Source organism: Alteromonas macleodii ATCC 27126, from assembly GCF_000172635.2.
Lineage (GTDB): Bacteria > Pseudomonadota > Gammaproteobacteria > Enterobacterales > Alteromonadaceae > Alteromonas > Alteromonas macleodii.
Genome location: NC_018632.1, coordinates 1,142,662 through 1,167,644 on the forward strand (window position 1 = coordinate 1,142,662; position 24,983 = coordinate 1,167,644).

The window sequence follows — 24,983 nt, forward strand, 5'->3', positions numbered from 1 at the left end:
GGGGAGTTCCCATGAGTGAAGACGGTATGGACGATTGGGCAGCGGCAATGGCCGAACAAGCCGAATCTGAAGCGGAACAAGAGGCTGGCGATAACGAAGACGTACAAGTTGCTGAACTTGACGAATTAACTGACGACGCGCCGATTACGCAAGAAGAAAAGAAAAAGCTAGATACCATTCTAGATATACCTGTGACTATTTCGATGGAAGTCGGTCGTAGTCAAATAAGTATCCGAAATCTGCTACAGTTGAACCAGGGTTCTGTGGTGGAGCTGGATCGTGTTGCCGGTGAGCCACTAGATGTATTAGTTAATGGCACGTTGATTGCTCATGGAGAAGTAGTAGTGGTCAACGACAAATTCGGTATTCGATTAACGGATGTTATTAGTCAAATTGAGAGAATCAAGAAGCTCAGATAAAACTTCTTATAAAGTAAGGGGTTGCGCAATGCTGCCCCTTTTATTTAGCCAGATAGCCGTCGCGCAGTCGACCCAGTCAATCACCAATCCCACGTCGGTACTGTCAATTTTCCTATCCTTGCTCGTCGTCGTTGGCGTCATTTTCGCCCTGGCTTATGTGATGCGTCGATTTAATGTCACTGCGATGGGTGGAAATCAAATGAAAGTCGCGGCCAGCATGGTTGTTGGCACAAAAGAAAAAATCATGGTGATTCAGGTAGGTGAAGAGCAGCACCTCATTGGTGTAACCAGTCACAACATCTCTCATTTAAGCAAATTAGATAAGAATCTCGATGTGCCTGTGAAAGGTGTGAACAAAACCACAGGCGAGCAACAAAATGGTGCCGATGCGTTTAAACAAAAACTTGTTGCTGCCATGGCGGGAAAGCTCAACCCGAATATAGAAAAGAATAAAACAAAGGAAGAGTCGAGAGATGCGTAAGTTTGCCTGGCTACTTTTAATACTGCCCTTATTACTTCTCGTTGAGCCCGCCTATGCTCAACAGGGGATTTCTGCAGTCACGGTGACAACCAATCAAGATGGTTCTCAAGACTACACCATGACGCTTCAAGCGCTGTTTATCATGACGGCGCTAAGCCTTATTCCTGCGTTTATCATGATGATGACCTCTTTCACGCGTATTATTGTGGTGTTGTCTATTTTGCGTCAGGCGATTGGCTTACAGCAATCACCGTCAAACCAGATACTCATTGGCGTTAGTTTGTTTCTATCCATGTTTATTATGGCGCCGGTGTTTGAAGAGGTGAACGAGCGAGCTTTACAGCCTTACCTTAACGAGCAACTCACCAGTTTAGACGCTTTGGAGCAAGCCAAAGGCCCTATGCGCGCATTCATGCTTTCACAAACAAGGGTAAAAGACTTAGAAACGTTTGTACGGATAGCCGGAGACGAAGGAAAATACGCTGACACCAATGAAGTACCGCTGACCATCCTTATTCCGGCTTTTGTAACCAGTGAACTTAAAACCGCGTTTCAAATTGGTTTTATGCTATTTATTCCCTTTCTTATTATTGACTTGGTGGTAGCGTCTATATTGATGGCTATGGGTATGATGATGCTTTCACCTATGATTGTATCCTTGCCGTTTAAACTCATGTTGTTCGTGTTGGTTGATGGTTGGAACCTGATTTTCGGTACATTGGCGACCAGCTTCGGTATGGGCGTCTAGGAGGGCTTATGTCACCAGAAGTCTTTGTAGAAATACTGCGAGAAGCCATGTTCATGGTTATTGTGTTGGTATCTGCGGTGATTGTTCCAAGCTTGATCGTAGGTCTAGTTGTTGCTGTTTTCCAGGCGGCGACAAGTATCAACGAACAGACCATGAGTTTCTTGCCCCGCTTGCTTGTTACGCTTCTCGCATTGAGCTGGGGAGGCAACTGGTTGGTGCAACAGCTTATGGACTTTACTTTCAGAATGGTTGATATGATCCCGCAGGTTGTGGGATAGAAGGCTAAAGCTGTGGAAGTCGAACTTGCGACCATCAATCAATTTCTAGCAGACATGCTGCTGCCGTTTATGCGCATTAGCGGCTTATTCGTGGCCATGATTGGCTTGAGTGCTAAATCCATTCCCCCGCAGGTAAGAGCCTTGTTGGGTATAATGCTCACGCTCATTATCATGCCGGTAGTGCCTCCGTCACCCATAGAAAATTTGGTGGATGTGGGCACATTTTTAATCGTTGTTCAGCAATTACTTATTGGCATTGCTATTGGTTTTATATCAATGATGGTGCTCAATACCTTTGTGCTTGCTGGCCAAGTTATAGCAATGCAAACCGGTTTGGGCTTTGCGTCTATTGTTGACCCAGTCAATGGTATTAACGTGCCAGCGGTAGGTCAGTTTTATCTGATATTGGCGACTTTGTTGTTTTGGACTTTGGATGGGCATTTGTCCATGATCCAAATGATAGTCATGAGCTTTGAGGCGTTTCCCATAGGCGAAGCATGGTGGACCGGTGAACAGTTCCGCGATATTGCCCATTGGGCCGGCTGGATGTTTATATCGGCAGTGACCCTCTCCCTTGCGCCAATCGTCTCGCTGCTTATCGTGAACTTGGCGTTTGGCGTAATGACCAAAGCTGCACCACAGCTAAACATTTTTAGTATTGGTTTTTCCATTGCTCAGGTAATGGGATTACTGATTATTTGGATAACACTTGATAACTTTACTGCACACTTCGAAACCCAATGGTTTAGAGCCGAACAGTTTATGTGTGAACTATTGAATATTTGTTCGTAGGAAAACATGGCAGATTCAAGCGAAAAAACAGAAGACCCCACGGGGAAAAAACTCGAAGATGCCCGAAAAAAAGGGCAGCTAGCCCGATCCCGTGAACTCTCTACGACCCTAGTACTTATCGTCAGTGCTTTTATGTTCTTGTTTGTGGGCGGGTGGATTGCTGAATCTGTTTTTAAACTTACTCAGAGAATGTTCATTCTCTCTCGTGACGAAACCTATGATATCACCCACATGTTTGGCGCATGGGGTGAAGCCTTTTCGGCAGTAGGTCCTACCGTGCTGCTATACATGGTTGTGGCAATGATAGCGGGCATTTATGGCTCTATCGCCCTTGGCGGTTTTAACTTTACCTGGGAAGGTGCAAAACCTAAGGGTTCAAAAATGAGCCCTATTCAAGGCTTCAAGCGTATGTTCGGCATGAACGGCTTGGTTGAGTTACTCAAGTCTATAGCGAAAGTGGTGGTCATAATTGGCATGGCTATCGGAGCGTTACTGTTCTTTGAAGATGAAGCGCTCCACCTTGATATGGAGCTTTATCCGGGAAACATCTTTCACGCACTCGACATGCTTAAGTGGGCGTTTCTTATTCTGGTGTGCGGTATGATCCCTATCGCGCTCATTGATGTGCCTTATCAAATGTATAAGCACAACAAAGAAATGAAGATGACCAAGCAAGAGGTTAAAGACGAACGGAAAAATGCGGAAGGCGACCCTATGGTTAAAGGCCGAATTCGCCGTCTGCAATATCAGGCTGCAACCAAGCGCATGATGCAGGAAGTGCCACAAGCAGACGTAGTGGTGACTAACCCGACCCATTTCTCGGTTGCTATCAAGTATGATGAGAAGGGAGTGAGGGCGCCGGTTGTGGTCGCTAAAGGTGCTGATGAGCTAGCGATGCACATCAGAAAAATTGCTACCGCCAACGATGTGCCGTTGATCCCTTCTCCCATGCTTGCCCGCGCCATTTTCTACTCCACTGAAGTGGACGATGAGATCCCTAATGCGTTATTTATGGCGGTAGCGCAGGTGCTCGCACATGTTTATCAGTTAAAAGCGCATAGAGCAGGTAAGGGCAAACGTCCTAAGCCACTTAAACGGGATTTGCCTATCCCACCAGAGTACCGACGCTAACCCAACTGCTGAATGGGTGAAAATTGACTTTGAAGGTGGGGCATAGCTATTTGCCCCGAACCAACAGTTCTACCAGCGCGCTAGGGTTCCTCTCACATCCACATGAACAAAAGGCCCGTGCGCCGCATTAGCACCGTAAATACCAAGCCCACCGATTCTTGGGCCGAAAGCGCCTTGTTTAGACATGTTTGATATAAAGTTCGCAAGCCATACCGCGTCTTCGCGGTTTACCACACCGTCTTTATTGAGGTCATCCATCACCCCATCTTTCGGTGACTGATCGATATAGAAATCCGCTGCGCCACCCCAAACGTGACGGCTGTACTGAACATTGCCAATAGCTTTGTTGTAGAACGGAGTGCGATATCCACTCATTATGGTTAAGCCTTCAACAGCATGCCCTTCGTCATTTAAGGTGTGCAGTATTTTTTCCAGTTTCAACAAAAGGCCTGCTCGCAAATGTACATATTTGGGAAATCCTTGTTGCTGCTTGGATAGAAATTGACCTAGGGTGAAATTGGGCGACAACCTTACGTCCGTTTGTTCTGGCGATACCTCAATAAGTCCTGATGGGGGTAAATAAATGGGATTGTTTTTTAAAGGCTTATCAGGATATTTACCAATTGTGTAGCCGTTTAACTTACCTGTTTTGTCTACCTTTTCCAAAGATGTCATCACAAAGACGTTGAGCGTCGCAGTTTCACCTGACTGCGCGTTGGTGGTTTTAAGTACATAGTGCCCTGATTTCTTAGGTGCCATTATTGGCGCTTTCCCCACAACCCCGCTAACTATTGGTAGGTTCGAACTCGTCTTTAGTGCTTCACCGTTCGCATGGTGAAATTGAAAATTCCCAGTATGGCTTTTATTGTCAAACTCAACAGTGAACGTTTTATTCGGCATTACAAAAATAGAGAAAATAGGGTAGGGAACCATATTTCCATTAATAGCAAGCTTAGAGTTGAGCGTGTCATTGTCAAAGGAGCACGCATCACCGGCGCGCACTACAGTTAAAAGAGCAATCAGTACTAACAAACACTTACGCACGTTTAAACTCCTTCAATTTCTCAATAATATAGCTGTCGCGATTGTATGCATCGCGGCGAAATACAATGGTTCCTGCTTCATCTGCAAACGCTGTGAAGTACACAATAAGAACCGGTATCGGTTTCTTCAAATACAGTGTACTGGTCTCTTCACTTTGAAGTAATTGCTCAGCTTGCGGTATTGCCTCTGTCTGGCCTGAATGAGTGAGTACCCATTGAGACAGCTTCAAAGGGTTGGAGACTCTGATACAGCCAGAGCTGAAGTTCCTTTCTAATTTCGAAAAAAGGCTGTGATCGGGCGTGTCGTGAAGATAAATGGCATGCTTATTTGGAAGCATGAATTTCACTTTACCAAGGGCATTGTGCGGCCCGGGCTTTTGTCTGAGTGTATAGTGAAACGTACCACGGCTAACATTTGTCCAATCAAACTTATCGACAGGGCTGAAGCCGCTGACACCGGCGGGCTGGGCTTCGTAACCTTGCTCGACCAATAAAGAAGGATTGGTTTTTAATTTCGCCAGCTTGTCTTTAGTGGCAATACTAAAAGGCACGGTCCAGTAGGGGTTAAACACCATATACTTCATTGATTCAGCGAAAACGGGCGTTTGCCTCACTGGTGTACCGACAATCACAGGCATTCCCAGTGTTTCTTCACCTTCAGTAAATCCTCTCAACTGAAACGACGCAATGTTAACGCGTAAATATGTTGACCAAGTTTGATGAGGAAGCCATCGCCAACGCTCTAAGTTTGCATCGATTCTTTCTAACCAAGAAAACGTGGTGGCATTTAATGCTTCTAAAGTGGAACTTCCCACAATACCATCTGGCTCTATGCCCGCAGACATTTGAAACTGCTTAACCGCGTCCAGTAAATCTTTATCGAATAACTCTGAATAGGTGCCTGGCCCTAAAAGACGAGACTTCAGCAACACAACTCTTTCGCTCGTTGAGTTCAGCTTAAGTGTTGGGCCAACTGGAATTTGCGTGGTAACTGTAGAAACTGCCGTGAGTAAACTACGCTTTTTTTCTAACAGTAACTGGTATTCATGGTGTGATGGCCACATGGCCCGCAATGTTGCAGAAACACCGTTAGTTAATGCGTGATTTAGCGATGCCACAGGATCCGCTTCTCTTTGCTTAAGGAACCACTGCGAATCTGCATTGGCGGGGCTAACAAGCCCATTTAATCGATGCAGAGTTTGACTGATGAAGGCATCGGTTGCTAGTACATCTAAGAGTGCCGTATTGGCGTCGCGACTTTCGAGCATTGACGCGTGGTAATACTCGGGCGAGAAGCCATGTAACTCTGAATCAGCAATTTCATGGAGGAGTTCCTGAAGACGGTTTTCAGCATCACTAGTACCAAACCATATAAGCTGATAGCCCTGTTGAGTGTAGACCTCGCTTACCAAAACTCTATTGTGCACACGAGATGGGTTACTATTTTGTGAACCGTATATCTCCACTGAATCAACTAGCAAATTCTCCACACGCTGTCGTAAGTTAGGTTGCTTAGATGCATGAGCTACATGACTAAAAGTCAGCATGATGACAAGGCTGACCCAACAAAACGTTGCAACACGGTTTTGTAGCACTACCATGAATAATCCTTTTAAAACGAAGAGTAGGCCCTAGGAATAGTGACGTAATTATAAACTGTTCGTATGTCCCTCGGATACAAAATCTTAATCGCCCTATACAAGTCACTGTAGACAGTAATCACGCATGATTACAGCTCAGATTTGGATAACTTTTGCGTAAAACACAAAGCTGGCACGTTAGTTGAAAACTCACTAGAAGATTCACATAAAGCGTCAATTTTCTGATAGAGAGACACCAAGCCATGCAGTTATCCGGTTATCTTCAGCGATTCGATAAAAATCAGCTGCAAAATTTTACCAGTGGTTTAGGCGCACCCATCGTCCTTTTGGCAATTATGGGCATGGTTATATTGCCTATGCCGCCATTCTTACTGGACGTGCTGTTTAGCTTTAATATTGCGTTGTCGCTAGTCATTATCTTGGTGGCTGTACTTACCCAGCGTCCAGTAGATTTCGGCATTTTCCCCTTGGTGTTACTTATCGCTACCGTTTTGAGACTAGCGCTTAACGTGGCTTCTACTCGCGTTGTCTTACTTTACGGACATGAAGGCGGCGATGCAGCAGGTAAGGTTATTGAAGCCTTTGGTGCGGTCGTTATTGGTGGTAACTACGCCGTAGGTATTGTTGTTTTCGCCATTCTTCTTATTATCAACTTTAAAGTAGTGACCGCAGGTGCAGGACGTATCTCAGAGGTAAGTGCTCGCTTTACGTTAGATGCTATGCCTGGTAAGCAGATGGCAATCGATGCCGACTTGAATGCTGGTTATATTGACCAGGACCAAGCGCGCAAGCGCCGCGAAGAAATTACTGCAGAGGCCGACTTTTACGGGTCGATGGACGGTGCCTCAAAATTTGTAAAAGGTGACGCGGTAGCGGGTCTTTTTATCATGCTAATCAACATTGTTGGTGGTCTTTTCATAGGCATGATTCAGCACGGTCTTTCATTCGGTAACGCCATAGAAATCTATACGATACTGACCATAGGTGATGGTCTGGTGGCGCAAATCCCTTCATTATTACTTTCGGTCGCTACAGCCATTATCGTGACTCGTGAAAACGAGACTCAGGAAATGGGCAAAGAAATCCGCGGTCAGCTTGGTAATAATCAAGCTCTTTATATAGCCTCGGGCGTTCTATTTGTGATGGGTATAATTCCTGGGATGCCTCATATCGCATTCTTAGGGTTCTCATTCTTGATTGCAGGCTTTGCTTACTGGCAGTCGGTCCAAGAAAAGAGAAAGGCCGCAGAGCCCAAAGTGCCAGACAATGTGGTAAAAGATGAATCGGTTGCGCCTGAAGTGAAAGAGCTTGGCTGGGATGATGTTCAGCAGGTAGATACCATCGGATTGGAAGTGGGCTATCGCTTAATTCCTCTTGTCGATAAATCCCAAGGTGGCGAGTTGTTGACGCGCATTAAAGGCGTACGTAAGAAACTATCGCAAGAGCTGGGTTTCCTTATTCCGCCTGTCCACATTCGCGATAACTTGGATTTAGAGCCCAACACTTACACCATCGCTATGCTAGGCGTAACGATTGGGGATTCCATCATCAGTCACGATGAAGAACTTGCTATTAATCCAGGGCAAGTGTTCGGTAAATTAGAAGGGCGTGCCACTAAAGACCCCGCGTTTGGCTTGGACGCAGTATGGATTAAGCCCAATAAACGGGAGCATGCACAAACCCTTGGATACACAGTAGTAGACGCTGCGACCGTTGTAGCGACCCATTTAAGCCAATTACTCTCTAACAATGCATATCAACTATTAGGGCACGAGGAAGCGCAACAACTTCTTGATATGCTTGCCAAGCAGCATCCGAAACTGGTTGAAGGATTAGTACCAGACATTCTTCCTCTAAGCACCGTCGTGAAGGTACTGCAAACCTTATTGTTTGAAGGCGTGCCTATTCGCGATATGCGTACAATCGTACAAACACTCAGTGAGTACGGCACGCGCAGCCAAGACCCCGATGTTTTAGTGTCTGCAGTGCGTATTGCCCTTAAACGTTTAATTGTCCAAGAAATTACTCAAGGTGCAAAAGAGATACCTGTCATAACCTTGGCGCCAGAGTTGGAACAGATGTTGCACCAGTCACTTCAAGCAGGTGGCGAAGATGGCGCTGGCATAGAACCAGGTCTGGCAGACAAGCTGCAAAAATCATTGCAGCAAGCCAGTCAGCAGCAAGAGTTAGAAGGAGAGCCTGCAGTACTCCTTACCTCAGGCATGCTACGACCCGTTCTGTCTCGCTTCTTAAAATATTCGGTTGTTGGGCTTCATGTTCTGTCTTACCAAGAAGTGCCTGACGACAAACAAATAAAAATAGTCAGTTCGGTCGGTCAATAATCTGACACTGGGTGATTGGAGAGGTTGCAATGAAAATTAGACGTTTCTTCGGCAAAGATATGCGTGAGGCGTTAAGCCAAGTTAAAGCTGAATTGGGCAGTGACGCTGTGATCATGTCAAATCGCAAAGTCGCTGACGGTATTGAGCTTGTCGCAGCCTACGACAAAGAACCTGAGGCGAAGTTATTTACGCCGAAAGCGTCTCCACAAGCCGCTGCAAAAACACCTGGTCAAAAGGCAGTGCCTAGCTTGAGCGAAATCATTGGTGACGACGGTCCTGATAGCCTTAAAGCACTGCTAGAAAAGCAGCACGGTGGAAATAATGGCGTAGCGAGTCCCGCGCAACCCAACCAACCAATGACAGCGAATGCTAAGCACGCCAATGAAATTGCTTCGCACTTAGACTTCTCAGAAGCCTTTATTGACGACGTAGAAGCACAGCAGTCTTCTCATGAACCAGTTCGTCAGAACGCTTTCCCAGAGCATCAAGCGTCAAGTATGGATGATACCTCTGTGACGCAGTCAGCGGAGCTTGCGCAAATCAAGGAAGAGCTAGCGTCTCTTCGCGATGTATTGCAATATCAAGTGGCCGACTTGATGGAAGCTAAGAACAAACGTCAAAAACCTGTTCATCAATATCTAATCACCCGTTTAACCGATATGGGGTTAAGCAACGCGTTAGCGAAACAGCTTATTAGCTATACGCCGTCACATTACAACGAACGAGATGCATGGGTATATCTTCTTAACCTATTGGCTAATCGCATAAATGTGACAGGAAACGATATACTTAGCGCACAAGGTGCTGTTGCATTAGTAGGACCAACAGGTACCGGTAAAACAACTACCGTTGCGAAACTTGCTGCCCGCTATGCGCAAAAATACGGTGCAGAGTCGGTTGCGATGATTACCATCGATACGTATAGAATTGCCGCCTATGAGCAGCTAGCGACATACGGAAAGATTATTGGCTGCACGGTGAGAAAAGCGCAGACTAGTGAAGAACTTGCGGATTTATTATTCCAACTTCGTCATAAGCGACTAGTATTGATTGATACGGCTGGATTTAGTCAAAGAGACAGTCGATTAATTAAACAAATTAAGCAGTTTGATAACGGACAAATGCCAAATGTTAAAAAATATTTGGTAGCGCAAGCAAATACGCAATATCCTGCTTTGCAGAGAATCATTCAAGCGTATGATGATATTGAACTAAGTGGCTGTATTTTCACAAAGTTAGATGAGTGCTACTCTTTAGGAGAGGTGCTTAGTGCAGCGGTTGAATACCAATTACCGGTTAGTTATGTCACCGATGGTCAAAAAGTACCTGAAGACATTAAGATTGCAGAAGCGAAATCTTTGGTTTCCGCTGCTGCAAAGCTTTATAAAAAGTACGGTTTGAATCATACTAGTGGTAACAACGCAATTAAAACAGCATAAGCAGTATGATTGACGACCAAGCGAGTAGCTTAAGAAAAATGAAGCAATCACGGTTAATCAAAGTAATCGCCGTCACCGGTGGCAAAGGTGGCGTAGGTAAAACAAACATTACATTGAACACCGCTATCGCCATGGCGAAGCAAGGTAAACGTGTAATGGTTCTCGATGCGGACCTCGGTCTTGCTAACGTAGACGTTATGTTAGGTTTGCGTGTTGAGAAAAACTTATCCCACGTGCTTTCCGGCGAATGTACACTTGATGAAGTATTAGTGACCGGTCCGCACGGAATAAAGATCGCCCCTGCCACATCAGGCACGCAGTCGATGGCAGAATTGTCGCCAACGCAACACGCTGGCCTAATTCGTGCCTTTAGTGAGCTGCGCTCGCAAATTGACGTGCTAATCGTTGATACAGCGGCAGGTATTTCAGACATGGTGTTGAGCTTTTCAAAAGCCTCACAAGACATCATGGTCGTTGTGTGTGACGAGCCTACTTCATTGACAGATGCGTATGCATTGATAAAAATTCTGAATAGAGAGCACGGTGTTTTCCGCTTCAAAGTTGTGGCTAATATGGTGCGCGACGTGCGAGAAGGCCAAGAGCTATTTAGTAAATTAAGCAAAGTGACAGGGCGTTTTTTAGATGTTGCACTAGAATTAGTGGCGACAGTACCGTTTGACGAGAACATTCGTAAAGCAGTGCGTAAACAAACAGCCATTGTCGATGCTTACCCAGGTTCACCGGCAGCCGTTGCAATAACACAGTTGGCGAGTAAAGCCTTAACATGGCCTATTCCAGCGCAGCCAGGTGGCCATTTAGAGTTTTTCATTGAACAATTAGTTGCAGAAAAAGCCGTAGGAAGTCAGCGTTGAACAGCAAGGCAGCCGCTTATCAACAACAAACCGATAAAGCGCAGTTAGTCGAAAGACATGCGCCATTGGTTAAGCGTATAGCGCATCACTTGATAGCGCGATTGCCGGCTAGTGTTCTTGTAGACGATTTAATTCAATCAGGCATGATTGGATTATTAGAAGCCGCGCGAAACTTTGATGGTTCAAAAGGAGCCAGCTTTGAAACGTTTGCCGGTATTCGCATTCGCGGTGCTATGCTAGATGAAATTCGCAAAGGGGATTGGACACCGCGTTCAGTTCACCGAAATGGCCGAGCGATCACTGAAGCAATTTCGCAAGTAGAAAGCGAAACAGGTCGCGATGCTAGAGATTCTGATATTGCTGATAAGCTTAATGTAAGCTTGCAGGACTATCACCAAATGCTTAATGAAGTAAATGCCGGAAAGCTGGTAGGTATTGAAGATTTAGGTGTGTCAGAAGATGTTATTTCGACAGAGCAAAATCGAGGTAGCGACGCACCACTGGAAGATTTAATGCAAGGCGCTTTCCAAAAAGCGCTTGCCCATGCAATTACGACATTACCTGAAAGAGAAGCGATTGTACTTTCGCTGTATTATGATGAAGAGCTGAACCTAAGAGAAATTGGTGAGGTTCTTGATGTAAGTGAATCGAGAGTCAGTCAAATTCACAGTCAGGCCATGTTAAAACTCAAATCACGAATGAAGTCGTGGCAAGCTGACGAAGAATAGAAATTAATAACAATTAACCCCTCACTGGAGGCTATTTTGGACAAAAGCATGAAAATTCTCGTGGTCGATGATTTTTCTACCATGAGACGTATCATCAAAAACCTACTTAAAGATTTGGGTTTTTCCAACATCCAGGAAGCGGATGACGGAAGTACTGCATTGCCTATGTTGCAGCAAGGTGATTTCGATTTCGTAGTTACCGATTGGAACATGCCTGGAATGCAGGGTATTGACTTGCTTCGCGCGATTAGAGCCGATGACAAGCTCAAGCACCTACCAGTACTTATGGTTACTGCTGAAGCGAAGAAAGAGCAAATTGTTGCCGCTGCGCAAGCAGGTGTTAATGGCTACGTTGTTAAGCCGTTCACTGCAGCAACACTTAAAGAAAAATTAGATAAAATATTCGAACGTTTAGGTTGATCCAGACGCTCACCAGAGAAATGAGGTTTACTGGATGTCAACGAATGTAAACGTTCCAATTTCGTTGGAAGAAGCAAAACAGCTTGTCACCTACCTTGAAGAGGGTGACAACGCTTCAGCCAATGCCCTATTAGAAGCGGCCTCAATGAAAGAAAACGTTGAGTTATTTGCCGAAGTAGGGAAACTGACGCGTCAGCTCCATGACGCGCTGAATAATTTCCAAATAGACGACCGCATTAAAAATCTCGCGACCGATGATATTCCCGATGCACAATCCCGCCTAACCTACGTAATTGAAGAAACTGAAAAAGCTGCTAATACTACTATGGATGCAGTTGAAGCGAGCATGCCTATAGCTGAAATGCTGTCGGCGCGCATCGAAAAGGTTATGCCTGAGTGGAAGAAGCTGATGAATCGCCAAATAGAGTTGGGTGAATTCAAGGCTTTATGCGCAGACTTAGACGAATTGTTGGAAGAAGGTTCGGCACAGTCAGCTAAACTTACACAGTTACTTACAGAAGTATTGATGGCTCAAGGTTATCAAGACTTAACTGGTCAGGTTATTCGCCGCGTTATCGACTTGGTTAAAGAAGTGGAAGACAGCTTAGTTAACATGCTTACCATGTTTGGTGAACGCGACGGTGCAGAACAAACTAAACCATCTAGCGTTAAGGCCGATAAGGTTGATGGTGTAGAGGCAGAAGGCCCTATCATTGATGCCGATAAGCGCGACGACGTCGTGTCAGGCCAAGATGATGTAGATGATCTTCTGTCTAGCTTAGGTTTTTAGGGGAGCGGGCGCATGTCGTTTGATGTTGACGAGGATATATTACAGGACTTTCTAGTTGAGGCTGGAGAGATACTTGAACAATTACAAGAACAGCTCGTTGATCTTGAGAACAATCCTGAAGATGCGGATTTGCTGAATGCAATTTTCCGTGGTTATCACACAGTTAAAGGGGGAGCAGGGTTCCTGTCTCTTACCGAGTTAGTAGAAATTTGTCACGGTGCAGAAAACGTCTTTGACGTAATGCGTAACGGTCAACGAACACTAACCCCTGAACTGATGGATATTATTCTGCAAGCCACAGATGTTGTGGTTGAAATGTTTGAACGAGTGAAAGCTCGGGATCCATTAGAGCCAGCAGATGCACACCTAGTAGACTTGTTACACAAACTAAGTCGCCCGGAATCTCCAGATGAGAATATTTTTGGTGAACAAAGCGCGCCGGCGTCAGAACCTGAGCCCGCGATTGAAGAGCCAGAATTAGTTGTTGAAGAGCCTACTGCACAGGCACCAAGTTCTGGTGATAGCGGCGGTATTGACGAAATCACTGAAGATGAGTTTGAAGCGCTGCTTGATGAGCTTCATGGCTCTGGGGCACCAGGACAGTCCTCAGCGGCTAAAAGCGAACCTGCAAAGGCTGCTGCACCTGCTGCCGCTAGTGATAACGACGATATCACCGACGAAGAATTTGAAGCGCTGCTCGATGATTTACATGGCAAAGGCAAGTTTGGTGGTGAAGAAGCTGCGCCAAAGGCAAATACACCAGCTCCAGCACCAGTTACGCCGAGTGCAGCTGGTGATGAAGAAATCACCGATGACGAATTTGAAGCACTGCTTGACCAACTGCATGGTTCAGGGCAAGGGCCTACCAAGCAGGGAGCCGTTTCAAAGGCGCCAGAGCCTCCTGTAGATAAGGCAGCAACAGAAGCGGTTCAAAAAGCGAAACAAGCAGCGCCAGCTGCGCCAAAAGCGACGCCTGCTCCTAGCGCCGCAGCGCCAGCTAAAGCAAGCGCGCCTGCTGCACCAAAAGTAGCGCCTAGAAAAGATGAGAAGAAGGCGGACCAGCTGCGCCTCCAGCTGAGACTACAGTACGTGTAGATACCAAGCGCCTTGACCAAATTATGAACATGGTGGGTGAACTCGTACTAGTGAGAAACAGGCTAATAAGCTTGGGTATCAACAGTAACGACGAAAGCATGTCCAAAGCCATTGCCAACTTAGATGTGGTAACGGGCGACTTGCAAGGTGCGGTAATGAAAACCCGCATGCAACCTATCAAGAAGGTGTTTGGTCGTTTCCCTCGCGTTGTTCGAGACCTCGCTAGAAGCTTGAAGAAGGAAATAACCCTTGAGCTTGTGGGTGAGGAAACTGATTTAGACAAAAACCTGGTTGAAGCACTGGCCGATCCACTTGTGCATTTGGTGAGAAACTCCGTCGACCATGGTATTGAAATGCCTGATGACCGTGCTGCAGCGGGTAAACCGCGCATGGGTACGGTTCAGCTATCGGCATCTCAAGAAGGCGATCATATTCTTCTAACCATCGAAGATGATGGTAAAGGAATGGATCCTGAAAAGCTTAAAGAAATTGCTATTAGTCGCGGTGTACTAGACGCAGACGCAGCTGCACGGATGTCGGATGTTGAAGCGTTTAACTTGATATTCGCGCCAGGGTTCTCAACCAAAACAGAAATTAGTGATATTTCTGGTCGCGGTGTGGGCATGGACGTGGTTAAGACTAAAATTAACCAACTTAACGGCACCGTGAACATAGATTCACAGCTAGGAAAAGGCACGCGACTGGATATCAAAGTTCCGCTAACGCTAGCCATTCTTCCGACGCTAATGATTGTTGTAGGAAAACAAACCTTTGCGTTACCATTAGGTGCGGTGAACGAAATAATAAATATGGACATCAAAAAGACCAACACGGTCGATGGCCAGCTAACAATGATAGTTCGTTCAAAAGCAATTCCGTTGTTCTTCCTTGGTGAATGGTTGATTCGAGGTCCCAAAAACATCGATAGAGAAAAGGGACACGTTGTTGTAGTGCAAATTGGTACACAACAAGTAGGATTCGTAGTAGACGCGCTAATAGGCCAAGAAGAAGTGGTTATTAAACCTCTTGATGCATTATTGCAAGGCACGCCTGGTATGGCGGGAGCCACGATTACATCAGACGGTGGAATTGCACTAATTTTAGATATTCCGAGCCTGCTTAAACGGTATGCGCGTAAACCCATCAAGTAAGGCGATGAATTAACAGGAATAATAATCCATGGTCTTTAAAGTCCTTGTCGTGGACGACTCGACTTTTTATCGTCGTCGAGTAAAAGAAATACTCGATGGCGATAGGGAACTTGAAGTTGTTGGGGAAGCGAGAAATGGGCGCGATGCACTTGAAAAAGCAGAAGCGCTTAAGCCGGATGTGATAACGATGGATGTTGAAATGCCTGTCATGGACGGCATTTCAGCTGTAAAGGCCATAATGGACAAACGGCCTACACCTATTCTTATGTTTTCTTCGCTTACGCATCATGGTGCGCAAGCGACATTAGATGCGTTAGAAGCGGGCGCGCTCGATTTCTTACCTAAGAAATTTGAAGATATCGCGCAGGACAGAAAAGACGCATCGCGCTTGTTGTGTACAAAAGTACGCTTAATAGCGCGTCGTGGTATTGGTCTTAAGCGTCCGTCGTTTCGCTCTACAGAGGCAAGAAAGCTTCCTGATAATGCGCCAAAGCAGGCGTTTTTTAAAACATCAGGGTTGCTATCAGGGCATAAAGACGCAGCTAAACAACCAACCGTTTCGTCTGTAAGAGCGACGGGAAAGCACTACAAGTGTTTGGCAATTGGGGCTTCTACAGGCGGGCCTGTGGCGCTTCAAAAAGTGCTGTCTCCTTTACCTGCAGAGTTTCCATACCCCATTTTGCTTGTACAACACATGCCAGGAACATTTACTACGGCATTTGCACAGCGTTTAGACACAAACTGTAAGATTAGAGTAAAAGAAGCCGAGCACGGCGACATTCTAAAACCAGGTCATGCGTATCTTGCTCCCGGTGGGAAGCAAATGTTGCTAGAAACCATAGGTGCGAATAAACGCATTGCCATTGTTGATGCAAGTGCGAGTGACAAGGTGAATTATAAGCCCAGTGTTGATCTCACTTTCAGTTCTCTGGCTAAAGCTTATGGTGGGGATGTATTAGGAATTATATTAACGGGTATGGGGGCTGACGGCAGAGAAGGATGCCGAATGCTCAAGGAAAAAGGCGCAACGATTTGGGCTCAAGACCAAGATTCCTGTGTTGTGTACGGTATGCCTCAAGCTGTAGCCGTTGCCAATATATCCAGTAAAAATATAAACATTGATGATATGAGCAGTTGCGTTCAAACCGAAATGCGATAGCAGTTTGAAAAGTAATGGAACAGCAAATATGAAAGTGTGGACAGTAGCGAATCAGAAAGGTGGTGTAGGAAAGACTACCACTACGGTGAGCCTTGGCGGCTTGCTTGCACAGCAAGGCAAGCGAGTGCTCATGATTGATACTGATCCACATGCATCGCTGAGTTATTACTTCGGTATCGATGCAGAAGCGTCAAGTCATTCAGTTTACGATATTTTTATTAAGTCTAATGACATTACGGCCGATAATGTTATGGATTGTCTTTGCCCGACAAAGTTAGACAACTTATATGTGCTTCCTGCAACAATGGCGCTCGCGACCTTAGATAGAACGATGGGTAGCGAACAAGGTATGGGCTTAGTCCTAAAAAAAGCGTTGGCAAAAATCGCAGGGGAATTCGATGTTGCTATCATCGATTGCCCTCCAGTGCTTGGGGTGCTGATGGTTAACGCTCTTGCAGCGTGTGACAAGGTTATTGTGCCTACCCAAACGGAGTATCTGGCGCTTAAAGGGCTAGACAGAATGATTCGTACCATGGAAATTATGGGACGTTCGTTGGACAAATCCTTTGATACTGTGATTATTCCAACTATGTTTGATAAGCGCACTAACGCGGCGCTTGCATCGCGAAAGCGCTTAATGAATGACTATGGTGAGCGCGTGTGGGAAGGGGTTATTCCCGTCGACACGCACTTCAGGGATGCAAGTTTAGTACAGCTTCCCATTTCCGCAGCGTACCCCAAAACACGTGGTGTGTCTGCGTACGAGAAACTATTAGCGGTATTGGAGAAATAACGAGAACATGAGCAAGCAATCGCCTTTTGCCCGTGAAGAAGTGATGGAGGCATACCTTGATAGTCTCCTCAAAGAGCCAGAAGCACCGGAAGATGTGACTGCGCGCACGGCAAAATTGCTCGAGCAGGCTTCTCAGCAGATGGCTGAAACGGCACTTGCTTCTACCGCCAATGAAAGTGAGCCGCAATCAAATGAACAAGAAGCGATAGCGGAAAAGGTTACATCGTTAATTGAAACGCAAAAAGCAGAGACAATTGAAGATGAACAGCAACAGTCTCACGCAGAAACTTTAGTAGAAAATGAACAAGAAGCTGCGTTAAACCGCGCTGAAAAAACAAAAGTTCCACTAAAGGATACTCTCGGTTTTCGCTTTCAGGCGCTATTCTTTGAGGTTGCAGGGTTAACACTTGCGGTGCCTTTGACGTCGCTAGGTGGGATCCACCAAATTGAGAAGATTGGCCCTTTATTTGGAAAACCTGATTGGTTTATGGGTGTAATGTTGCACAGAGAGTCTAAACTAAGTGTTGTTGACTCTGCAAAATGGGTAATGCCAGAAAAATATGACGAAAACCTCGCACAATCGCTTAACTACCGATATCTTATAATGTTAGGGGAAAGTGCGTGGGGTCTGGCTAGTGAAAAGCTAGTCAATACGGTCAATTTGACTACCGATGATGTTAAATGGCGCGAGTCCACAGGTAAGCGTCCCTGGTTAGCAGGGATGGTTAAAGAAAAAATGTGCGCGTTAATTGACGTTGAAGAATTAATATCTATGCTTAACAAAGGCTTAGGCAGTAACGACCAGACGCCATAGTATTGGGAGCCAGGTTCATGAGCGACGAAAGAATAAATAATAACGCCACCGACAGCAACGACGAAGTCCTTCAATGGGTAACGTACCGCTTAGGTGAAGAAACTTACGGTATCAACGTGATGCAAGTTCAAGAGGTCTTGCGTTATACCGAAATAGCCCCTGTACCCGGTGCACCTGACTATGTACTTGGTATTATCAATCTGCGTGGTAACGTAGTAACGGTTATTGATACACGTGCTCGTTTCGGATTACCGCCAACAGAAATTACTGACAATACCCGTATCGTTATTATTGAGTCTGACGAGCAGGTGGTTGGTATTCTGGTGGATAGTGTCGCTGAGGTGGTTTACTTGAAATCTTCAGAGATTGACAGTGCCCCTAACGTAGGTACTGAAGAGAGTGCTAAGTTTATCCAAGGTGTAAGTAATCGCGACGGCGAACTGCTTATTCTTGTAGATCTTAATAAATTGTTAAGCGACGAAGAGTGGGATGAGCTTAGCAACATCTAAATAAATGAATAGGCGGTATTGATTGTAATACTGCCTACATTTCCCCAAGGGTTATGTCCATGGATTGGCAGCTTGCTGCACCTACCTTATTAGAACTCATACTGTGTATTCTTGTAGTTATACTCATCGCCGCGATGGGTGTGCTGTATTCACACATTAAGCAGTTGCGTTCTGCATTAAGCGAAAGCGAACATGCTAACGCAGAGGCTATTGCCCGCACTGAAGCCCTTGCTAAAAATGCAAATAATCAACAAACTGAGGCGCAAGCACGCACGTTGGTGATCACTCGACACCTTCAAGAGTTAGACGAAAAGCAAACTGATATTGAAAACCAGCTTCGAGAACTCAAGCTTCAAGATCCTTCCCTACGCCTATATCAGCGTGCGGCGGACTTAGTCAAGCAAGGCGCTAGCATTGATGAAATTATAGAAGCCTGCGACATTCCTCGTGCCGAAGCTGAGATGTTGGTAATGGTGCATAAACAAAATAATTAGTATTTTTGAGCACCAGAGAAAAAACGTTTAGACGTCTAGACGTAAAGATGTTGACATATCGCCAGTTATAGACACAATACAGATATTGTAATTTATCACTGGAGCCCTCTATGCCAATTCGTATTCCTGAGCAGTTACCCGCGCAGAATGTACTACTAGGTGAAAATATTTTTACCATGGACATGGACAGGGCTGCCAATCAGGATATTCGTCCTCTTGAAGTCGGTATTCTTAATTTAATGCCGAACAAGATAGAAACAGAGGTACAGTTACTTCGCCTGTTATCGAACACGCCACTGCAAATAAACGTGGATTTAATTCGAATTGATAATCAAGCGCCGAAGAATACCCCGCAATCGCACATGGATGCTTTCTATCACGACTTTTCAGCGGTAGCGAATAAGAAATACGATGGCCTCATTGTCACCGGTGCGCCTCTCGCGCTTATCGATTACGAGGAAGTAAAGTATTGGGAAACCATGACCACCATATTGGAGTGGGCGCAGCGTCACGTGAACTCAACCCTTTACTTGTGTTGGGCTGCTCACGCCGCCATGTATCACTTTTACGGCATTACACGAGAGCTTAGAAACGAAAAGTTTTCAGGTGTCTTTAAACACAAAGTGAATGACCCGAATAATGAGCTATTAAGGGGCTTTGATCCTTCTTTTTACGCACCACATTCCCGTTATGGGCATATTAACACCTCGTTGTATAACAGCGTCGATGGACTTAGTGTTGTTGCAGAGTCTGACGATGTAGGCGCTTATATTGTGGCGTCAGAAGATAAGCGCATGGTATTTGTAACGGGTCACCCGGAATACGATCCAGATACACTTAAAGATGAGTATTTTCGAGATATTGCCGCGGGACAAACGCCAGTAATTCCAAAAAACTATTTTGAAGGGGATGATCCAGCCAAGTCTCCTATTGTACAGTGGCGCTCACACGGTAGCCTATTGTTTACAAACTGGCTGAATTATTATGTCTATCAGACCACGCCTTACGATTTAAGTCAGCTTGCTGAAAAGTCACAGCCAAAGAGGTAGCACGTGAGCCAAAGACCAAATTCTAGCGCGCAAGCAACGCTTACAGAAGCCGCTAAAAAGCGCATCCTTATATTAGATGGCGCCATGGGCACCATGATCCAGCGCCATAAGTTAGAAGAAGAAGATTATCGCGGAACACAGTTTGCCGACTGGCACTGCGATGTTAAGGGTAACAACGATTTGTTGGTTCTTACCCAGCCCGATATCATCTATCAAATTCACTGTGATTACTTTGAGGCTGGCGCGGACATTATTGAAACGAATACGTTTAATGCTACGACTATCGCTATGGCCGATTACGATATGCAGGCTCAATCACGTGACATTAATTTAGCTGCAGCTAAATTGGCGCGTAAAGCTGCCGATGAGTTCACAGCAAAGACACCCGACAAACCCCGTTTCGTGGCGGGCGTACTTGGGCCAACAAACCGCACTGCTTCAATTTCGCCTGACGTTAACGACCCAGGCAAACGCAATGTTACTTTTGACGAACTCGTGGAAGCGTATAGCGAGTCTACCGAAGCGCTCATTGAAGGCGGTGCAGATTTAATCATGCTGGAAACCATCTTCGATACACTTAATGCGAAAGCGGCAGCCTATGCGGTAGAGTCGGTTTTTGAAAAGCTAGGTATATCGCTGCCCGTTATGGTGTCTGGCACGATTACCGATGCCTCAGGGCGCACGCTGTCTGGTCAAACCGCGGAAGCGTTTTATTATTCCATGCGACACATCAGTCCATTCTCATTCGGCTTAAACTGTGCTCTTGGACCAGACTTACTGCGCCAATACGTAGATGAAGTGGCTACTGTTAGTGAGTGCTTAATTTCAGCGCACCCTAACGCTGGTTTACCCAACGAGTTTGGTGAATACGACATGGAAGGCCCTGAAATGGCCGAGCACATCAAAGAATGGGCGCAGTCTGGGCTAGTGAATATTGTAGGTGGCTGCTGCGGCAGTACGCCGGAACACATTCGCGATATTGCTAACGCGGTCAATGGGATTGCGCCAAGAAAAGTGCCAAAGTTTGAACCCAAAATGCGTTTGTCAGGCCTAGAGCCGTTTGTACACTAGGAGGGCATAATGAGCGCAGAATTTTCTACATTTATTAATATCGGTGAGCGTACCAACGTAACAGGCTCCGCTCGCTTTAAACGACTTATTCTTGAAGGCGATTATGAAACTGCACTTGATGTCGCAAGGCAACAAGTAGAGAACGGCGCGCAGATCATCGATATCAATATGGATGAGGCCATGCTTGATTCAAAGCAGGCCATGATCACCTTTTTAAACCTGATTGCCTCTGAGCCAGATATTAGCCGAGTTCCCATTATGATCGACTCGTCTAAATGGGAGATCATCGAAGCAGGGCTTAAGTGTGTGCAGGGCAAAGCGATTGTTAACTCTATTAGCTTAAAAGAAGGGGAAGCGCTCTTCTTAAACCAAGCCAAGCTAATAAAGCGCTATGGTGCTGCAACCGTAGTTATGGCCTTTGACGAGACCGGCCAGGCCGATACACAAGCCCGCAAAGTTGAGATTTGTCAGCGTAGCTACAAGTTGCTGACAGAAGAAGTCGGCTTTCCTCCTGAAGATATTATCTTTGACCCCAATATTTTTGCTGTAGCGACAGGTATTGAAGAGCACGATAACTACGCGGTTGATTTTATTGAAGCGACCCGCGAGATACGTAAAACCTGTCCGTACTCACATATTTCTGGTGGCCTTTCTAATATTTCATTCTCGTTCAGAGGGAACAATCCGGTTCGCGAAGCTATGCACTCGGTATTCCTATATCACGCTATTCGAGCGGGTATGGATATGGCTATTGTGAATGCAGGTCAGCTAGAAGTATACGACGAAATACCCGCTGAATTGCGCGATGCGGTTGAAGACGTGATTTTAAACCGCAGAAGTGATGCTACTGAACGCTTACTCGATATTGCACCGAACTATCAAGGAGACGGTAAAGCGGCCGCAAAGGAAGATTTATCCTGGCGCGAGCAAGAAGTGAATAAGCGCTTAGAGCATGCGCTTGTTAAAGGCATTACCGATTACATCATTGAAGATACTGAAGAAGCGCGTCAACAAGCTGAGCGTCCGTTACATGTTATTGAAGGGCCGTTAATGGACGGCATGAACGTAGTAGGGGATTTGTTCGGCGAAGGAAAAATGTTTCTTCCTCAGGTAGTAAAGTCGGCCCGTGTAATGAAAAAGGCGGTAGCCCATTTACAGCCATACATTGAAGAAGAAAAGTCAGACGATGCGAAAAGCAACGGTAAAATTCTATTAGCCACGGTAAAGGGCGATGTTCACGATATCGGTAAAAATATCGTAGGCGTGGTACTTCAGTGCAATAACTTTGAAGTGATTGATCTTGGCGTAATGGTGCCAGCGGCGACAATCTTACAGACCGCCAAAGATGAAAACGTCGACATGATTGGTTTGTCAGGCCTAATTACACCATCACTTGACGAGATGGTTCACGTAGCTAAAGAAATGGAGCGTCAGGGCTTTGATATTCCGCTTCTTATTGGCGGGGCGACGACGTCTAAAGCGCACACTGCGGTAAAAATTGAACAAAATTATCATGCACCTGTGGCTTATGTTCCAAACGCAAGTAGAGCAGTAGGCGTGTGCCAGCGTCTTTTAAACAAAGCGTCTCGCGATATTTACGCGCAGGAACTGGCAAAAGAATACGATACGGTACGCGAACAGCACGCCCGTAAGAAGCCGCGCAGCAAGCCGGTGACGTTAGAACAGGCCAGAGAAAACGCTTTTAGGCCAGATTTTACGACTTTGCCAGTAAAACCTGCGAGCCTGGGTGTAACACCGGTAACCGCCGATTTGGCTAACCTGCGTAACTACATCGACTGGACACCTTTCTTCTTAACTTGGTCGTTAGCAGGTAAATACCCGCGTATACTTGAAGATGAGGTGGTGGGAGAGCAGGCACAGTCACTGTTTAACGACGCCAACGCCATGTTAGATAAAGTTATTGAAGAGAACAGCCTTCAGGCGAAAGGCGTTATTGGTTTGTTTCCTGCTAACCGCGTTAATGACGATGTTGAAATTTACACTGATGAGTCGAGAAACCAGGTTCAAGGTGTTGCCCATCATTTGCGTCAGCAAACGCTAAAAGACAAATTTGCTAATTATTGTTTAGCAGACTTTGTGGCTGAAAAGTCGAGTGGCATAAATGATTATGTGGGCGCTTTTGCCGTTACCGGTGGTATAGGGGAAGACGAGCTTGCTGAGAGCTATATTCAAGCAGGCGATGACTACAACGGTATTATGGTTAAAGCGGTGGCAGACAGGCTTGCCGAAGCGTTTGCGGAATATCTGCACGAGCAGGTGCGTAAGCACTATTGGGGCTACGCCGCTAACGAATCACTGAGTAACGAAGAACTTATCCGCGAAAAATATCAGGGCATTAGACCGGCACCAGGCTACGCTGCGTGTCCAGAACACACCGAAAAGCAGCTTATTTGGGATTTATTGTCAGCAGAGCAGCATACAGGTATGAAGCTTACGGAAAGTTACGCCATGTGGCCGGGGGCGTCAGTATCGGGTTGGTATTTTGCTCACCCTGATGCCAAATACTTTGCGGTTGCCAAAATTCAAGCCGACCAAGTAGAAGATTACGCCACACGTAAAGGCTGGACCTTAGAAGAGGCTGAAAAGTGGTTGGGTCCAAACTTAAGTGATTAATGTTGATTAGGCAGGTAACGTGTATGCAAATCGAAAAGCCTTTTAGTCAGGCTTGTGAGAACAACAAGCGCGCCATTTTGAGCGTGCTTGAACGTAAATTTGCCAATTGCCGACAGGTATTAGAGATAGGGAGTGGAACAGGTCAGCACGCCGTATTTTTGGCTGAGCATTTGCCCCATCTTATTTGGCACACAAGCGATCAACCACACTATCACGAAGGTATTGCCGCGTGGCTGAGTGATTCAAATACGCGGAATGTGAAACCTCCCATAGCATTTACCGTTGGGCAAGATGACTTTCCCAACCTCGACATAGACGGGATTTTTACGGCAAACACCGCGCATATCATGCAAAAAGAAGAGGCGAAGCTGCTCATGGAATCAGTAGCGTTGCACTTACCCAAAGGGGGCGTATTCTGTCAGTATGGCCCTTTTACACATAGTGGTAAGTTTACTTCTGAAAGTAACCAAGCCTTCCATACTTCGCTTTTAGCGCGTGGTTATGGTGGCTACCGCGATATCAATGAGCTTACTGCTTGGGCAGGCGAGTTAAGCTTGCAAGACATAATCGACATGCCCGCCAATAACCATATGCTTATTTGGCAAAAACGCTAAAGAAGTATCAAGGCTGCAGCACTTTGCTTTAAAAACAGTTAAAGCAAAGAAAGTCAGCACTCACATTAAAGGAGTAACTATGAGCTTTAAAGTAAACCATTATTTCGACAATAAAGTGAGCTCGATTGGGTTTGAATCTGCAAACGGCCCCTGCACCTCGGGCGTGATGTCGCCGGGTGAATATACATTTTCTACATCACAAAAAGAGCTAATGAAAGTGGTTGAAGGTGAGCTAGTTGTGAAGCTTCCGGGAAGTGACGAATGGCAATCTTTTGCTACAGGCACCAGCTTTAATGTACCCGCCGATGCTTCTTTTGACGTAAAAGTGTCTACGCCTACCGCTTATCTTTGCTTTTACAGCTAATTCTTAAAAGCGTTTAATTCACTCTGTATTTAAACTTTCGTAGAATTGACTTTCAGAGGTTGTAAAATTTCTCTGTATATCTCAAAGTATTAGAAGTGCAAGCGAGCTCGGCTCACTTGCGCTTTTATACTAATAAAACTAAACCTGAAATG

The 24,983-nt window shown here is 45.7% G+C and carries 24 protein-coding genes and 1 pseudogene; 23 read left to right on the plus strand and 2 right to left on the minus strand.

The genetic code is table 11. The features are described 5' to 3' along the window. Positions 1-11 precede the first annotated feature (11 nt). The 6 genes from fliN to flhB are packed head-to-tail and all read left to right on the plus strand — an operon-like array spanning position 12 to position 3,849. Complete coding sequence (gene fliN / locus MASE_RS04840) at positions 12-419, plus strand: flagellar motor switch protein FliN (RefSeq protein ID WP_014948639.1); 408 nt, start codon at positions 12-14, stop codon at positions 417-419. Between the two features lie 28 nt (positions 420-447). Further along, positions 448-900, plus strand: a complete 453-nt coding sequence (fliO, locus tag MASE_RS04845; protein ID WP_014948640.1) for a flagellar biosynthetic protein FliO — start codon at positions 448-450, stop codon at positions 898-900. Continuing rightward, positions 893-1,648 (plus strand): flagellar type III secretion system pore protein FliP, encoded by a 756-nt coding sequence (fliP, locus tag MASE_RS04850; RefSeq protein ID WP_014948641.1) that lies wholly within the window; start codon positions 893-895, stop codon positions 1,646-1,648. Before fliO ends, fliP begins: the two co-directional genes overlap by 8 nt. Before the next feature lie 8 nt (positions 1,649-1,656). Next, entirely contained in the window at positions 1,657-1,926 is a 270-nt protein-coding gene (gene fliQ, locus MASE_RS04855; protein ID WP_012517675.1) for a flagellar biosynthesis protein FliQ, read from the plus strand. A 12-nt stretch (positions 1,927-1,938) separates the two neighbouring features. Then, positions 1,939-2,718, plus strand: coding sequence for a flagellar biosynthetic protein FliR (gene fliR, locus MASE_RS04860; RefSeq protein ID WP_014948642.1), 780 nt, complete (start codon positions 1,939-1,941; stop codon positions 2,716-2,718). Positions 2,719-2,724: 6 nt separating this feature from the next. Further along, on the plus strand, positions 2,725-3,849 hold the full coding sequence (gene flhB, locus MASE_RS04865; RefSeq protein WP_014948643.1) for a flagellar biosynthesis protein FlhB: 1,125 nt from the start codon (positions 2,725-2,727) through the stop codon (positions 3,847-3,849). Positions 3,850-3,918: 69 nt separating this feature from the next. Here the strand turns inward: flhB and MASE_RS04870 are convergent, their stop codons facing one another. Together MASE_RS04870 and MASE_RS04875 are read right to left on the minus strand one after the other, a co-directional pair. After that, the gene (locus tag MASE_RS04870) at positions 3,919-4,893 is read right to left on the minus strand and encodes a D-Ala-D-Ala carboxypeptidase family metallohydrolase (protein ID WP_014948644.1); all 975 of its coding nucleotides are present in this window, start codon (positions 4,891-4,893) and stop codon (positions 3,919-3,921) included. Further along, entirely contained in the window at positions 4,886-6,493 is a 1,608-nt protein-coding gene (locus MASE_RS04875; protein ID WP_014948645.1) for a L,D-transpeptidase family protein, read from the minus strand. Before MASE_RS04875 ends, MASE_RS04870 begins: the two co-directional genes overlap by 8 nt. A 242-nt stretch (positions 6,494-6,735) precedes the next feature. On the opposite strand from MASE_RS04875, the gene flhA reads away from it, so the two are divergent. The 17 genes and pseudogenes from flhA (at position 6,736) to ppnP (ending at position 24,831) form a co-directional block, all read left to right on the plus strand. Further along, positions 6,736-8,835 carry a flagellar biosynthesis protein FlhA gene (gene flhA, locus MASE_RS04880; RefSeq protein ID WP_014948646.1) on the plus strand — a complete coding sequence of 700 codons (2,100 nt, stop codon included), beginning with the start codon at positions 6,736-6,738 and terminating at the stop codon, positions 8,833-8,835. 29 nt (positions 8,836-8,864) lie between these two features. Continuing rightward, positions 8,865-10,274, plus strand: a complete 1,410-nt coding sequence (gene flhF / locus MASE_RS04885) for a flagellar biosynthesis protein FlhF (protein WP_014948647.1) — start codon at positions 8,865-8,867, stop codon at positions 10,272-10,274. Positions 10,275-10,279: 5 nt separating this feature from the next. Then, the gene (locus tag MASE_RS04890; RefSeq protein ID WP_014948648.1) at positions 10,280-11,146 is read left to right on the plus strand and encodes a MinD/ParA family protein; all 867 of its coding nucleotides are present in this window, start codon (positions 10,280-10,282) and stop codon (positions 11,144-11,146) included. Then, positions 11,143-11,874 carry an RNA polymerase sigma factor FliA gene (locus MASE_RS04895; RefSeq protein WP_014948649.1) on the plus strand — a complete coding sequence of 244 codons (732 nt, stop codon included), beginning with the start codon at positions 11,143-11,145 and terminating at the stop codon, positions 11,872-11,874. The genes MASE_RS04890 and MASE_RS04895 overlap by 4 nt, the downstream gene beginning before the upstream one ends. Positions 11,875-11,910: 36 nt before the next feature. Next, positions 11,911-12,294: a chemotaxis response regulator CheY gene (cheY, locus tag MASE_RS04900; protein ID WP_012517682.1), complete on the plus strand. Its 384-nt coding sequence runs from the start codon at positions 11,911-11,913 to the stop codon at positions 12,292-12,294. A 34-nt stretch (positions 12,295-12,328) separates the two neighbouring features. Next, entirely contained in the window at positions 12,329-13,084 is a 756-nt protein-coding gene (locus MASE_RS04905) for a protein phosphatase CheZ (protein WP_014948650.1), read from the plus strand. 12 nt (positions 13,085-13,096) lie between these two features. Continuing rightward, positions 13,097-15,330 (plus strand): annotated as a pseudogene (locus MASE_RS04910) (chemotaxis protein CheA). Positions 15,331-15,358: 28 nt separating this feature from the next. After that, positions 15,359-16,489 carry a protein-glutamate methylesterase/protein-glutamine glutaminase gene (locus MASE_RS04915; RefSeq protein WP_014948651.1) on the plus strand — a complete coding sequence of 377 codons (1,131 nt, stop codon included), beginning with the start codon at positions 15,359-15,361 and terminating at the stop codon, positions 16,487-16,489. Between the two features lie 28 nt (positions 16,490-16,517). Next, on the plus strand, positions 16,518-17,282 hold the full coding sequence (locus MASE_RS04920; RefSeq protein ID WP_014948652.1) for a ParA family protein: 765 nt from the start codon (positions 16,518-16,520) through the stop codon (positions 17,280-17,282). Between the two features lie 7 nt (positions 17,283-17,289). After that, complete coding sequence (locus tag MASE_RS04925; protein ID WP_014948653.1) at positions 17,290-18,096, plus strand: chemotaxis protein CheW; 807 nt, start codon at positions 17,290-17,292, stop codon at positions 18,094-18,096. Positions 18,097-18,113: 17 nt separating this feature from the next. Further along, on the plus strand, positions 18,114-18,605 hold the full coding sequence (locus tag MASE_RS04930; RefSeq protein WP_014948654.1) for a chemotaxis protein CheW: 492 nt from the start codon (positions 18,114-18,116) through the stop codon (positions 18,603-18,605). 59 nt (positions 18,606-18,664) lie between these two features. Further along, positions 18,665-19,099, plus strand: a complete 435-nt coding sequence (locus MASE_RS04935; RefSeq protein ID WP_014948655.1) for a DUF2802 domain-containing protein — start codon at positions 18,665-18,667, stop codon at positions 19,097-19,099. 110 nt (positions 19,100-19,209) lie between these two features. After that, complete coding sequence (metA, locus tag MASE_RS04940) at positions 19,210-20,148, plus strand: homoserine O-acetyltransferase MetA (protein WP_014948656.1); 939 nt, start codon at positions 19,210-19,212, stop codon at positions 20,146-20,148. A 3-nt stretch (positions 20,149-20,151) separates the two neighbouring features. Next, entirely contained in the window at positions 20,152-21,219 is a 1,068-nt protein-coding gene (locus tag MASE_RS04945) for a homocysteine S-methyltransferase family protein (protein WP_014948657.1), read from the plus strand. 9 nt (positions 21,220-21,228) lie between these two features. Continuing rightward, positions 21,229-23,853 (plus strand): methionine synthase, encoded by a 2,625-nt coding sequence (metH, locus tag MASE_RS04950; RefSeq protein WP_014948658.1) that lies wholly within the window; start codon positions 21,229-21,231, stop codon positions 23,851-23,853. Between the two features lie 23 nt (positions 23,854-23,876). Continuing rightward, complete coding sequence (locus tag MASE_RS04955) at positions 23,877-24,467, plus strand: DUF938 domain-containing protein (protein ID WP_014948659.1); 591 nt, start codon at positions 23,877-23,879, stop codon at positions 24,465-24,467. 79 nt (positions 24,468-24,546) lie between these two features. Beyond that, positions 24,547-24,831 carry a pyrimidine/purine nucleoside phosphorylase gene (gene ppnP / locus MASE_RS04960; RefSeq protein WP_014948660.1) on the plus strand — a complete coding sequence of 95 codons (285 nt, stop codon included), beginning with the start codon at positions 24,547-24,549 and terminating at the stop codon, positions 24,829-24,831. Positions 24,832-24,983 lie beyond the last annotated feature (152 nt).